Annotated in this window: 12 protein-coding genes; 1 reads left to right on the top strand and 11 read right to left on the bottom strand. The window is 66.7% G+C overall.

Annotation, left to right across the window (positions count from 1 at the left end; genetic code table 11):
* Positions 1-118: 118 nt before the first annotated feature.
* On the top strand, positions 119-1,639 hold the full coding sequence (locus tag WME76_RS05270; RefSeq protein ID WP_437959093.1) for a hypothetical protein: 1,521 nt from the start codon (positions 119-121) through the stop codon (positions 1,637-1,639).
* On the opposite strand, the gene WME76_RS05265 is transcribed toward WME76_RS05270, so the two are convergent.
* From WME76_RS05265 to WME76_RS05215, 11 genes are all read right to left on the bottom strand, one after another.
* Positions 1,640-3,202, bottom strand: a complete 1,563-nt coding sequence (locus WME76_RS05265; RefSeq protein WP_437962077.1) for an acyl-CoA carboxylase subunit beta — start codon at positions 3,200-3,202, stop codon at positions 1,640-1,642.
* 38 nt (positions 3,203-3,240) lie between these two features.
* Complete coding sequence (locus WME76_RS05260; RefSeq protein ID WP_437959092.1) at positions 3,241-4,026, bottom strand: enoyl-CoA hydratase/isomerase family protein; 786 nt, start codon at positions 4,024-4,026, stop codon at positions 3,241-3,243.
* A complete protein-coding gene (locus WME76_RS05255; protein ID WP_437959091.1) occupies positions 4,023-4,961 on the bottom strand; it encodes a 3-keto-5-aminohexanoate cleavage protein in 939 nt (312 codons plus the stop codon). The genes WME76_RS05260 and WME76_RS05255 overlap by 4 nt, the downstream gene beginning before the upstream one ends.
* A gap of 17 nt (positions 4,962-4,978) precedes the next feature.
* Positions 4,979-5,473, bottom strand: coding sequence for a MarR family winged helix-turn-helix transcriptional regulator (locus tag WME76_RS05250; protein WP_437959090.1), 495 nt, complete (start codon positions 5,471-5,473; stop codon positions 4,979-4,981).
* Positions 5,474-5,750: 277 nt separating this feature from the next.
* A complete protein-coding gene (locus WME76_RS05245) occupies positions 5,751-7,121 on the bottom strand; it encodes an STAS domain-containing protein (RefSeq protein WP_437959089.1) in 1,371 nt (456 codons plus the stop codon).
* A gap of 41 nt (positions 7,122-7,162) precedes the next feature.
* A complete protein-coding gene (locus WME76_RS05240) occupies positions 7,163-7,573 on the bottom strand; it encodes a hypothetical protein (RefSeq protein WP_020734190.1) in 411 nt (136 codons plus the stop codon).
* 34 nt (positions 7,574-7,607) lie between these two features.
* On the bottom strand, positions 7,608-8,099 hold the full coding sequence (locus WME76_RS05235) for an ATP-binding protein (protein ID WP_233561296.1): 492 nt from the start codon (positions 8,097-8,099) through the stop codon (positions 7,608-7,610).
* The gene (locus WME76_RS05230; RefSeq protein ID WP_437289759.1) at positions 8,099-9,088 is read right to left on the bottom strand and encodes a PP2C family protein-serine/threonine phosphatase; all 990 of its coding nucleotides are present in this window, start codon (positions 9,086-9,088) and stop codon (positions 8,099-8,101) included. The genes WME76_RS05235 and WME76_RS05230 overlap by 1 nt, the downstream gene beginning before the upstream one ends.
* A 48-nt stretch (positions 9,089-9,136) precedes the next feature.
* Positions 9,137-10,054, bottom strand: coding sequence for a slr1658 superfamily regulator (locus WME76_RS05225; RefSeq protein ID WP_012234413.1), 918 nt, complete (start codon positions 10,052-10,054; stop codon positions 9,137-9,139).
* A 24-nt stretch (positions 10,055-10,078) separates the two neighbouring features.
* Positions 10,079-12,466 (bottom strand): SpoIIE family protein phosphatase, encoded by a 2,388-nt coding sequence (locus tag WME76_RS05220; RefSeq protein ID WP_437959088.1) that lies wholly within the window; start codon positions 12,464-12,466, stop codon positions 10,079-10,081.
* A 46-nt stretch (positions 12,467-12,512) separates the two neighbouring features.
* Positions 12,513-13,664, bottom strand: coding sequence for a class I SAM-dependent methyltransferase (locus tag WME76_RS05215; RefSeq protein WP_063815744.1), 1,152 nt, complete (start codon positions 13,662-13,664; stop codon positions 12,513-12,515).
* Positions 13,665-13,714 lie beyond the last annotated feature (50 nt).

Below are 13,714 nucleotides of genomic sequence, written 5' to 3'. Positions count from 1 at the left end.
ACGCTTCGAGCGATGGGAGAGCGCCCGGGCGCCCACGAGGGGGCCAGGCTCGCTGGCTACGCTAAGGTTGACGCCCCCAGAAAGAAAGCGGAAGCGTTCGCTCCCGAACGGATCCTCCATGCGCATACGTCTCGTCCGGATCGCCAGTCTGTTCACGTCGACCGCGTCGATCGCAGCGGCCGCGCTCGGGCTCGCGTCGCGCCCCGCGCTCGCGCAAGAGGGGTCGGGCCCCGCGCAGCAGGCAGAGGAGCCGAGCTCCGCCGCGCCGCCGGGGAAGCCGAAGGCCGGCGCTGCTTCGCCGCCTGGAGGCGCCAGCGTCGCGGCGCCCAAGTCCAGCGCGCCGGCATCCAGGGCGGGCGCGAAGAAGAAGGCGCCCGAGCCGCCGCCCCTTGCGCCCGCGCCGGCGCGCGTGTGGCTCATCGCGCCGTCGCCGCAGGGACCGTGGACGCTGCGGATCGACAACCAAGGGGAGCGCCCGATGCGCATCCCGGCGGACGTCCGTCTGCTCCGCCTGGAGGTCGACACGCTGAACAAGCGCACGAAGAAGACGGTGCGCTGCGCTGCGCCCGCGGGGCTCAAGCCGAGCGGCTTCCCGGAGCGGCGCGCGCTCCTGCTGGCGCCCGGCCAGTCGTACATGGAGCATTTCGATCCGCGCCTGCTCTGCTTCGGCAAGGACGAAGCCGCGCTCGCCGGCGGCTCGGTGGTGAGGACCTGGTACGGCTGGGGCCCGCCGCCGAAGTGGTCGAGAAAGGCGCCCGCGCCCCCGTTCGCCGCGGAGTCGACGGACGCTCCGCCGGCGTTCGCCCCGGCGCCCGGGCTCGCCGCGCCGACGATCGTGCTGAGCTACGACCTTCCCTCGAAGAAAGAGGCCGCCGGAGACCAGCCGGACGGCGCCGAGCCGCCCCAGCGCTCGGGCGGCGAGCAGGCGCAGCCCTCGGCTGCAGCGGCTCAGCCTTCAGGAGACAAGGCAGCTCAGCCCCAGGGCGACAAGCAGGCGCAGCCCTCGGGCGACAAGGCAGCTCAGCCCCAGGGCGACAAGGCAGCTCAGCCCTCGGGCGACAAGGCAGCTCAGCCCCAGGGCGACAAGGCAGCTCAGCCCCCCGGCGGCGCCGGCTCGTCGGCCGAGCCCATCGTCGACGCCAACGCGCCTCGGTTGGAGCTCAAGAGCGAACCCTGGTCCGACGCGGCGAGCCCTCGCTCGATCGTCGTCCGGGTGAGCGCGAGGAACGCCGGCAAGCGCCCCATGACCGTCGCCATCCGGCCGCGGATGCTCGAGTTCCACGTCGCCGGTCCGAACGGCACGACCGTGTGCGAGGCGTCCCCGCCGACCGGAGCGATCCCGCGCGACCTGTACAGGACGTTGAAGCCTGGCGCGTCGGCCGACGTCTCGCTCCTCCTCCGGGAGGTCTGCCCTGCCGACACGTTCGCCCGCGAGGGCCTCTACGAGGTCACGGCCACGCTGCACGCGAACGAGCCTGGCACCGGCCTCGGCATCGACGCCTACACCGCCACGGTCGCCGCCGACACGCCGACGCTCCTCCGCGTGAAGAGCGCGCCGGAGCCGTTCTACGCCGCCGCCCCGCGCGCCGTGCCGACGCCGAAGCCCGAGCCAGCGGCGCAAGACGCAGACGCGGACTGACTACACCGGGACGATCCCCCGCTTCTTCTCCGGCCGCTCCACGCGCTTCTTCCGCGCGAGCTCGAGCCCCCACGCGATGACCCTGCGCGTGTCCCGCGGATCGATCACGTCGTCGATGAGCCCCCACCCCGCGACCTTCATCACGTCGATGTTCTTCTGGATCATGTCCACGATGCCCTGCTTCACCTCCGCGGGCGGCGGCGCGTCCCCGAACATCTTCCTCGCCGCGATCCCGAGCATCCCCTCCGGCCCCATCACGCTGATCTCCGCGCTCGGCCAGCCGACGATGAGGTCCGGCTCGTACGCGCGCCCGCACATCACGTAATACCCGGCGCCATACGCCTTCCGCACGACCACCGTGATCTTGGGCACCGTGGCCGCGGCCATCACGTGCAGCATCTTCGCCCCGTGGCGGATGATCCCCTCGTGCTCGACCTTCGAGCCGATCATGAACCCCGGCACGTCCTGCAGGAACACGAGCGGGATGTTGAACGCGTCGCAGATCTGCATGAAGCGCGCGGCCTTGTCGGACGCGTCCACGTCGAGGATGCCGCCCATGTGGCCCGGCTGGTTCGCCACGATGCCGACCGGCTGGCCGCCGATTCGGGCGAGGCAGGTGATGATCGAGCGCGCCCACCGCGGCTTCAGGTCGAGCCGCTCGCCGTGATCGACGATGGCGTCGATCAGCTTCAGCATGTCGTAGGCGCGCCGCGGGTTCTCCGGCAGCAGATCGAGCAGCGACTCCTCCCGCCGCTCGATCGGATCGGTCACCGGCAGGCGCGGCGGATCCTCGTCGCAGCTCGACGGGAAGAACGAGAGGTACCGCTTCACCGCGGCGAGGCACTCCGCGTCGCTCGCGTACTCCGCGTCGCCCACGCCGCTCTTCGTCGTGTGCACCTTGCTGCCGCCGAGCTCCTGCTCGGAGATGTCCTCGCCCGTCATCGCGCGCACGAGCGGAGGACCGCCGAGCGCCAGCGACCCCACGTCCTTGACCATCGGCACGAAGTCCGCGAGCCCCGGGATGTACGCGGTGCCCGCGGCGCCCGGCCCCACCATCGCGGCGACCTGCGGCACCACGCCGCTCATGTGCACCTGCTCGCGGAACAGGTGCCCCGAGCCCGCGAACAGCGAGATGCTGTCCGGGTGCATCGATCCTGGGTCGATGCGCGCCCCGCCCGAGTCGATGAACCACACCATCGGCCAGCGGCCGCGCAGCGCCATCTGCCGCAGGCGGGTCACCTTCTCCTCGCCCGTCTGCCCGATGCTGCCGCCCTTCACGGTGAAGTCGTACGCCGCCGCGCACACCATCCGCCCGTCGACCTTGCCGAACGCGCACACCACCGCGTCGGCCGGCGGCCGATCGCCCCCGTCCGGCCCGGCCGCGAGCCCCATCTGCGTGCCGTGCATCCCGACCTCGAAATGCACGCCGTCGTCGAAGAACGCCGCAATCCGCTCCCGCGCCGTCATCTTCCCGCGGGCGTGCTGCTTCGCCACCCGCTCCTCGCCGCCCATCCGCCGCACTTGCTCCCGGCGGGCCTCGAGGTCCTTCACGAGCTCTCGCATGTTCACGGGCCACCTCATCCTGCGCGCCTCGCCGGCGCCTACTTGCCCGACCAGCGGGGCTGCCGCTTCTCCAGGAAGGCCATCAGCCCCTCGCGCGCGTCGTCCGTCGCCAGGCACCCGGCGAGCCGCTCGCGCAGGAGCGGCAGCGCCGACTCCAGATCGAGATCGTCCTGCGCCGCGAACGCCTCCAGGCCGAGCCGCACCGCGATCGGGCTCTTCGCCGCGATCGTGGACGTCACCTCGTCGACCGCCGCGTCGAGCGCGCCCGGCTCCACCGCCCTGTTGAGGAGGCCGCACTGCGCGGCCTCATCGGCGTCGAGGCGCTGCCCGAGGAGCATCATCTCCAGCAGCTTGCGGCGGCTCACGTGCCGCTGCAGCACCGCCATGATCATCATCGGGAACAGGCCGACGTTGATCTCGGGCGTCCCGAGCTTCGCGCCGCGCGCCCCGACGGCGAAGTGCGACGCCGCGACGAGCCCGAGCCCGCCGCCGAGCGCGTGCCCGTTCACCCGCGCCACGATCGGCTTGCTCGAGTTCGCGAAGGCGAGCAGCAGATCCGCGTAGTCGCCCTTCGGCGCGACCTGCGGCGCCCCCTCGGCGCCCGCCATCTGCGCGAAGTCGCCGCCCGCGCAGAACGCGTCCCCCGCGCCGGTCAGCACCACGCAGCGCACCGCCTCGTCCGCCATGCCGGCCTCGAGGGCGTCGAGCAGCTCGTTCACCATCACCGGCCCGATCGCGTTCTTGCGCCACGGGTTGTTCAGCGTGAGCCGCAGGATGCCCCCCGCGGACGCCGCCTGGATGACCGTGTACGCGCGCGCCGTCACGACGCCGCCCCTTCCGCCGCGCCGGGCGCGTCGTCCCGCCGCAGCCCGAGGATCTGCCGCGCTTCCTCGACGGTCGCCGGCCTGCGCCCCACGTCGCGCACCATGCGCACCGCGACCTCGCACAGCTCGCCGTTGCTGCGCGCCATCTCCCCGCTCGGCAGGTAGAAATGGTCCTCGAGCCCGCACCGCACGTTGCCGCCGAGGACGAGCGCCGCCGCCAGCATCCTCCACTGCCCGTGGCTGATCCCGATCACCTCCCACTCCGAGCCGGCGGGCATGATCTTGGTCTGGAGCTGGAGCGACTCCACGTGCGCCGGGATGCCGCCCAGCACGTTGACGATGAACGAGAACTGCAGCGGCGGCTTGAGGAGGCCCATGTCGATGAGCGGCCACACGCCCTGCGTGTGCCCGGTGTCGAAGCACTCGAGCTCGGGCTTCACCCCGGCCTCGTTCATGGCGGACAGGAGCTTGCCGATCTTCGCGTACGTGTTGGGAAACACCATGTCGAAGTCGAAGCTCTTCCGGGCGCGCGAGTACTTCGAGTAGTTCATCGTGCCCATGTTGAGGGCCGCGATCTCCGGCCGGCTCTCGCGGACATAGGCGCACTGCTCGCTGACATCCTCGAGGATGGTGCCGGTAGAAAAATTCAGGATGATCGGACAGCGCCGCCGCACCTCCTCCTTGATGCTGGCGAACACGGCCGGCGAGAACGTCGGCGAGCCGTCGTCGTTGCGCGCGTGGATGTGCACCGCCGCCGCCCCTGCCTCGTAGGCCCGCCTCGCCTCCTCGGCGATCTCGACCGGCGTGTACGGGATCGCGGCGCACTGCTTGCGGCTGGCGAGCACCCCTGAGAGCGCGCAGGTCACCACGCAGATATCGGGATCTCGCTCGTTCGGATTCCTCGGCTCCCCCGTGAACGTCGGCTTCTCTCTCATGGCCTCGGCCTCCCTTGTCACGTCCCGTCGCCGTCGATCTTCCTCTGTCCGCCCTGCCCCACCCGCGCGACCACCTGCTTCTGCAGCTTGGTCAGGATCCGGAGCAGGTCGCGCAGATCGTTCGAGCTCAGGCTGAGCAGCGCGCTCCGGAAGATCTCCATCGGCTCGACCTGGATCTCGCGGGCGAGCCGCGCCCCCTTCTCGCTGAGGCGGATGTGCACGACCCGCCGGTCGGCCTTCGAGCGCTCGCGCCGGACGAGCCCTTCCCGCTCCATCCGGTCGACGATCCCGGTCACCGTGCTGTTCTGCGCGCGGATCCGCTCCGAGAGCGTGGACAGCGAGAGATCCTGAAACGACTCGAGCAGCTTGAGGATGGTGAGCTGCGGCCCGGTGAGGCCGAACCCGCTCGCCATCCCTTTCGTGAGCCGCCGCGACTCCGTGTAGAGATAGATGATCATCTCCACGATCGCGTCGATCTCCGGCCTGTCTGGCGTCGGCAGGGTCGCTGTCACGATGCTTCGTGTACGAAATATTCTCTCCTCAAGGTCCCGTCAAGCGCGAGCGGTCGGGCCCCCGCGAGTACCGAGCGGACACAACCACCCTTGATCACAGGCCCCGGGGAGGGGGCTCGTCGCGCGGCGCCGGGAGGGCTGTTGTCGGAGCCCAGATAACGATGCGTCTCCGGCGTGCCACGCACGCCGGAGACGCATCGTTCAAGGCGAGTTCAGCCCTCCCGGCGCCGCGCGACGAGCCCCCTCCCCGGGGGCCGATCCCCTCGGAACCGGCTGCTTACCGCCGCCCCCGCCGCCGCTTCCCCTGCCGCCCGTCCGCCCGGATCTCCCGGATGCACCACCGCAGCGCCTCCTGAAGGTCCCGGTGCACCTGGACCGACGAGAGATCGATCCCGAGCGACGACGCCGTCTGCGCCACCTGGGGCTGCACTCCGGCCACCACCCCCTGCGCGCCCAGGAGCTCGATCGTCTGCAGCATGCTGATGAGGTGCTGCGCCGTCGTGGAGTCGACCTCCTCGACCCCCGTCACCTCGACGATGGCATAGCGCGACTTCGTCTCGACGATCGTGCGCAGCAGCTTCTCCGTGATCTCGGAGGCCCGGTGTCGATCGATGCTGCCCACGAGCGGCAGCACGAGCACGCTGTTCCAGACCTGGATGATCGGGGTCGACAGCGTCTCGATCGCGGACTCCTGCCGCTCGATCACCGCGCGCAGCGACTCCTGCTGCTCGACCACGGCGCGCAGCGACTCCTCGGCGCGCATCCGCTCCAGCGTGATCGCGAACATCTCGCCGACGACCTGCAGCAGCGCCCGGACGCCCTTGTCCCAGGCCCGGATCGACCGCACCGCGTCGATCCCCACGACGCCCACGAGCCGGCCCGCGTACGCCGCCGGCATCCGCACCAGCGAGGCGATCCCGAGCTCCGTGAACGCCCGCTTCTCGCTCGCGGCCTCCTCCGGCAGGTCGGCCACGCGCGGCACGTCGCACACCTCGAGGCGGAACAGCCGCTCGACCAGCCACGGATACTCGTCCCTGGAGACGACGGCCCGCTCCGCGAGCAGCGACGGCACCCCGTCAGCGCACCACTCGTGCGTCTTCAAGAACCGCCGCCCGTCCTCCGACAGCAGGAACAGGCTCGTCCTGTCGGCGCGCAGCGCCCTGCCGAGCTCCGCGAGCGCCGACTGGAAGCCGCGGTCGATGTCCGCGAGCTTCACGTTGATGAAGTGGGCCGAGATCGACGCGACGAGCATCTTCGTCTCGATCCGCTGCATCAGCGCCCGCTCGACGCGCTTCTGCTTCCCCACGTTGCGCGCCCAGGCGTAGATGAGCCCCTCGCCCGGCACCGACAGCAGCGACCACGACAGCCAGACGTAGAGGCCGCTCCTGCTCCGGCACCGGTTCTCCAGCCCGAGCGTCACGGGCCCCAGCCGGAGCCGATCCATCTGCTCCCGCGTCGCGGCGAGGTCGTCCTGATGCACCAGATCCAGGAGGTTCTTGCCGATCAGCTCCTCGGTCCCCAGGCCGAGCGTGCTCTCCCAGGCGCCGCTCACGCGCAGGAACGATCCGTCGATCCGCAGAACGCAGAGCGGATCGGGACAGACAGCGAAGAACCTCTCCACGTCCGCTTCGTTCGCAGGTGCCTCCATCGCTGGTCGCCTTGCGCAGCCTCCGCTCCACCGTCACGGCGTCACGGCTCTTTGACGTCCTCGAACGTCGTCCGCGCGGCCACGTGCTCCTCGTTCAGGTTGAGCAGGATCGGCAGGGTCTCGTGCTGCCAGTCGTCGTCGAGGATCCGACGCACGGTCACCCGCCCGGGCACCAGGTTGTACACGGCGTCCACGATGTCCATGATGACGTAGAAGCCGTTCGAGTTGCAGAACCGCATCTTCACGAAGTCCATCACCGTGGACGTGATCGGATGCTGCGGGAGGACCCGCGCCAGCTCGTCGAGGTAGCTGGAGAGGTACCGGTACGGGTTGTCGATCCGGATAGCGCCCTCGAAGGTCAGGACGAGGCGGTTGTCGTCATCGAGCCGGGCGACCGACTGAAAGACGCTCAGCCCGCCATCCGTGATTTCTCCATAGCTGAGAGCCTTCATACGCGACCTTTCGTGGAAAACATACGCAGCCTTTTCAAGGGAAAGTAGCCTGGACGACGAGGATTCCATCGACGTACTGCGTCGAGAGATGGAATTTGTTCTCAGCAGTCAGCCGAATGAGGCCTAGGCCGCCCCTGCGCCGGTCGTTGCGCCGCTCGCGCACCGTCCTGGCGAAGAGCTCCCTCGGGTCCTCCGCGGCGAAGATCTCGTCGAATACCGCCTTGACGGTTCGGTACTCCTCCGGCGTGACGCGGTTGGAAACCTTGATGAGCAGCCGGTCCGGGTCGATGCTCAGGTCGAGTCGCACCTCGCTCTCGCGCTCGGTCCCGTGCTGGATCACGTTGGTGACCAGCTCGGTGACCACCACGTTGACCTTCTGGCATATCCGTCTGGGATAGAACCTCACCAGAAGCGCGTCCAAAAAGTTCGCAAGCAGGCCGGCCACGTCGCCCGTGATGTGATCGATCGGAGAGATGTATATCGATGCACCGACCGACGTCTGCGAATGATTCTTCTCGGGCTTCATCAGGCGCACCTTCGCAGGATGATCAGTGTGATGTCGTCGGCGTCCGCCACTCGGAACCGCGTGTAGTCCTCGATGCACCGATCGAGGATGACCTGCACCGGCTCCTCGCTGTGCTTGACGACGATTTCGTTGAGACGTTGCACGGAATATATCTCCCCGCTCGCGTCCTGCGCCTCGAACATCCCGTCTGTGTACAAGGCGAGGACGTCATCCTCCTCGAACGGCAGCTCGAACTCGTGAAACGGCTTGATGCGCAGACCGATGAAGTTGCTCACCCGGTTGAACGAGCGAGGCGTCCCTCGACGGACCAGGAGTCCGTAGCCTCCGCCCGACACGTAGCGGAGGAATCGGTCCGTAAACATGACGAAGTTCACCGTCGCGTACCGGCGGACCTCCCGCAAGAACGAGTAGGCGCTCCGGTTCACCCAGTCCACGATCGCCCCCGGGCTGTCGAGCCGTTTGGTGGCGTGTGCGAACTGGGCTTTCAGAAACGCCATGATGAGCGCCGACGATACTCCGTGGCCCGATATATCGTAAACACCGATCGCGTGGCGCTCGCCGGGAAGATAGAAGAAGTCGTAGTAGTCCCCTCCTACCTGCGCGAGCTGCTTGTGGAAGATGGCCATGTCGAACGCCGACGCGATGGCCCCGCTCGCCTCTGGCAGCAGCGCGCGCTGTACCTGCCGCGCCACCGCGAGGTCGTCGTCGATGGCCCGGTTGTACCCTTCAAGCTCGTTCTCGATGCTGGTCGCGTGCTCCAGGATCGCCTCATGCACCAGGGAGAGGTCGTCGAAATCCAGCTTCAGCTTATCGACGTACTCCAGGAGTGCGTTGCAGCGCTCCATGAAGTCTGTGAAGTTCCCCTCATCGCGTAGCAGTGTGTTCCACGCTTGCCGCTCCTTCACGATCGCCCTGATGGCATCCAGATTGTTCTGCTTCTGTATGAAGCCTCTGGAGTGCATCGAGCTGAGGTCCTTGGGTGCAGTCATGGATCGACCTGGACGCGATTCGGGTTGGACGGAAGATCCCATCCGATCTCAATCACAGAGTATCATCTCGAAGTTCTGGTTGAACTTCTTCAGGTTGGGCAGCGACTTCCCCTGCCACGGGATGGACTTCGACCCGCGGACGATGAGCTGGAGCTCGCCCTTCTTCCGGGTGGCGATCGCGAACTTGTAGAGGACGTTGATCCCCGAGCTGTTCAGGAAGTTCAGCGCCCTGACGTCGAGGGTGATGGTGGGCGGATTCGTGGCGAGGACCTTGTCGAGCAGCTCCTCGATGGGGGCGTACTCCGTGGTGCCGCCAAGACGAAGGATGCCCTCCAGGTACACCACCACCTCAGAGGGATCGTACCAAACCCGGTAGTTGCCACCTTTGATTTCCATTCTCGACCTTTCGTTCAAAATAGGAATCCTGGCCATCGTCTTGATGCTGAAGCTGTTGACCGAGATCGGGTCCAGCTTCCACCCAAGACTGACACCGTAGTCATTCATGATGATCAGATAGCCGAGCCCCGATCCGGCGTTCTCCGCGTCCTCGGCGTTCGCCTCGGCCTGCCTGCGCAGGAGCTCCCCGGGATCCTCCTGCGTCAGCTCGAGGAGCTTCTCGCGCAACGAGGGGACAGCGGCGTTCGTGATCTGGTTGCTGACGAGGCACACCAGGTCCTCACGCCCGATGCCGACGGTCACGGTGATATCACCGTGCTGATTGAACTTGACGGCGTTCTCGACCAGCTCGTTCAGGACGTAACCGATGGCGCCTGAGACTTCGTCGCGGCTGATGAGCCTGTCCTCCCCGTCGATCTCCGGGAAGAGCTCGCCGAAGTACTCGGCCATGAAGTTTGCCGTCAGGTTACAGAGGCTCCATCTCACCGCGAACGAGTCGGGGTACAACGTCAGCGACATGTGCTCGCTGAACGAATCGTCTAAAGAGTAGACGCCGATGATTTCGCTCATGGTAATGCCCAGTCTCCCCCTTGCTCATACCCTCTTAATGACAAGTACCGTAATGTCATCATGGATCTTGTTGTAGCCAACGTGCGCCAAGACGTCCTCGATGATAGCGTCCTTGATCTCCTTGGAGTTTCTCTCGTGGTTCCGCGAGATCACCTGACACAGCCGGTCGATGCCGTACTGCTCCTCTTCTGAGTCCTCCGCCTCGGTGATGCCGTCGCTGAAGAGCGTCACGACGTCCCCAGCCTCCAGCGCCACCTCGATGCTGCCGATGAAATCGCTGATATCCAGATCGATGCCGATCGGCAACCCGAGCCCCATGGTCTCGACGCGATCGAGGGTCCCGTCCTTCCGGACGATGATCAGGTCCTCGTGCTGTCCCGTGAGCTGGAGCTTGCCGTCGCTGTAGTCGAGCAGGGTCAAGGACAGGTTCTTGTCCGAGCGGATGCGCTGGATGTTCTGGTAGATGACCTTGTTGACGATGCTCAGGAACTTCTTCGGATCCCGCTCGTTGCTCGCGAGCAGGGTCCGCACCGCCGTCTGGACCATCAGCATCAGAACGCCGCTCTCCAGCCCGTGGCCGGTGACGTCGCCGATGCCGATCTTGCCGAGCCCGTCGCTCCGGAGCACGTCGTAGTAGTCCCCTCCGACCTCGTCGGCCGGGGCCATGTAGCCGGCGATGTCGAGGCCCGGGATCTCCTGGAGCTCGCTCGGCGCCGGGAGCACCATGAGCTGGAGCTGTCGCGCGACGTTCAGCTCCGCGCCGAGGCGGATGTTCTCCTGCGCGAGCTTCGCGTTCAGGTCGCTGATCTCCGCGTTCGCCTTCTCGAGCGCCCGCGTCCTCTCACCGACGAGCTCCTCGAGGTTGTTGGTGTAGGCCTCGATCTCGCTCGCCATATCGTTGAAGGCGACGCCGAGCTGCCCGATCTCGTCCGCGGAGTTCACGTCGATGCGAACGCCGTAATCACCCTCCCGCATCCGCGTCGCGCCGCTCGAGAGCGCGACGAGCGCGCCCGTCATCTTGCGAGAGACGAGGTAGACGCCGAGCATCAGCACGAGGAACGAGGCTATCGTGACGAGGATCTGCTTCGTGACGATGCTGGTCCGGCTCTCCTCGATGGCGCGCTGGGACGCGAGGAGCGACGCGTACAGCTCCTTCTTCGGCACGACGAACCCGAGCGTCCATTGCTGCGACTCGATCCGCGCGCCCGGACCGGCCCAGCTATTCACGGGGGCGAGCCGCTGGAGAGCAATGATGTACGCCTCGCCGGCGATCATCCGTTCATGGTAGTCCACGTTGTCGTCGCTGGGCAGCGCGATCATCGCGACGGCGGGATCGCTGCTGTCCTTGAGACGGCGCTGGAGGACACCCACCCCTTCGCTCTGCCCCGCTCCGCCTTCGGCCCGGAGGTGCAGCGTCTTGACGCCGAGATCGTTCACGGCGAGCACGTTGCCGTCCGCCTGGGTCAGGAAGGCGAAGCCGGCGTTCGCCAGGCGGACGTCCTTGATCGACTCGACGAGCTGCGCGAGGGTCAGGTCCAGCCCGAGCGCGCCTGCGAACTTGTCGCGCTCCTTGCTCCAGATCGGATGGAACGCGGTCATGATCATGCCGCCGCCGCCCGCGTCGTCGTAGGGCGCGGTGACCGTCGTCTGGATGGGACGGCTCTGAAGCCCATTTGGCTCCTTCAGCCACTCGCTCCAGCTCTCGACGAGGCCCGGATAGAAGAAGTCGTACCACCTCTTCTCGTTGTGCCCGGGATAGAGCTTGTCGAACGTCCCTCCCATGTCGAGGTAGGGCGCCACCCGGACAAACGGCTGCTCCGCGCTGCCGGCATAATATACCTGGAGCTTGTCGGCGCCGTACTTCTGGAACGACGGGAGGATGAGGTCGAGCAGCGCTGTCTTGTCCACCGCGCGCTGCGCCTCCGGCAGGATCTGGCCGTCCTTGCCGAGGTAGCCCCAGACCCCGACCACGGTCGGCTCGTCCGGGCCGTTCTGCCACCAGTTGCCCTTCTCGTTGTAGACGAGCTTGTCGCGGAACAAATCCATGCTGGCGACCTTCGCGTGCAGCTCATCGAGCTGGTCGCCTTGGTCCACCATCGTCTGCACGATGGCGGCCAGCATCCTGAGATCGGCGTAGGCGTGGCCCAGCCGCAGGTTGACCTGCTGCGCCGTGTCGCCGAGGTGGTTCGTCAGATACTCGCGGTTCGCCTCGTTCAGCCCGCCTTCTATCTCGCGGGCGGACTTCTGGCTGAGCTCATGCAGACCTTGCCGAGCGACGAGGACGTTCAGGAGGGCACCGAGCAGCACGCTGAACCCGGTGACCAGCATGAACTTCGTATTGAATTTCTTGAGCCCAATGAAGAAGCCGCGCCGCCGCGACTCCTTCAGTGTCTCATGAGCAGGCGAGGTCACGTATGAGTATCTCCCACCGAAACGACTGCGGTTCTCACGAAACCACCTACATCATCTTCACTGGCTTGCGCCCGGAGCCCGCGTAGATGGGCCACGACGCCAGTCCCTTCGGGTTCGTGATGGTCGCCATGTGGACCTTGAGGCCAGCAGAGATCTCCTGATGAAACTCTGGAAGGGTGCCGGCCGTGGCCGCCATCTGGCTCGTCCCGTTGATCCAGCTCTCCACGACCCGGGCGAAGTCGTAGCAGTCCGTGTTCATGTTGGTGATGTCGATGAGGTTGATCTTGAGATCTTCGAGGCCGGCGTCGGTCAGCACCTGCCGCGTCTTCATGCCTATATCGAGATCCATGCCGACCATCTTGCCGAGCTCGAGGATGCGCTGGTAAGTCGCGCGTATGAGCTCGTGGTCGGGCCACCCGTAGTTGCACGACATCATCTCGTTCGTGATATAGATGCGCCCGCCCGGCTTGCAGATGCGATAGAGCTCCTGCATGATCATCTCGGGCTGGTGAAAGACCTGAAGCGCGAGTCGGCAGGCCACGAAATCGAACGAGTTGTCGGGCAGGAGGAGGGTCGCGGCATCCCCGTACTGGTACTCCACATCCTCCATCCCGAGCCGCTTCGCCATCTCCTGGGCGTAGCGGAGCGATGGGCGGGAGTGGTCGACGCCGACCAGGTACTCCGGCTTGAAGTCCTTCTGGAGCATCACGGCGAAGTATCCTAGCCCGCAGGCGATGTCCGCGATCCTCATCCCTGGCATGAGGCCGTGGTGCGGCAATATCTTCCGCTCGTGCTCCCAGATGATCCGCTCTTGCAGGCGAAGCACGTCGATGAACTCGGCGTCCTCCAGCATCCGCTGGATCGGATAGAACGCCATGTCGTAGATCTCGACCGAGACGTTGGAGTAGATCTCCGCGATCACCTGGAACTTGCGGATGGCCCAGGGGATGACGCTCGAAATGATGAGCTTTATCTTGAGGTTAGGCCGCGCCTCGACCGCCCAGCGAACGAACCTGTTGATCTCGAGAAAAGCGACGTTGTTCATGTACTTGAGACGCTTGAAGTCCAAGCACAGCTCGCCCCGCGCGCTCTTCGCTGCCGTCTCCAGCGTGCTGCGGATGGCCCTCATCTGATCGGCGCCAAAAGGTCGCAGCATGCCCGACAGCGCGACCTCCTGATCCGTCTGGTCGACGCGCATGCTGAACGTGACCTGCGAGCGCCACGATGGAAGGCCGCTCGAGGAGGAAG

The organism is Sorangium sp. So ce119 (genome assembly GCF_051524405.1).
Lineage (GTDB): Bacteria > Myxococcota_A > Polyangia > Polyangiales > Polyangiaceae > Sorangium > Sorangium cellulosum_G.
This window is presented reverse-complemented; position numbering and strand designations above follow the sequence as displayed.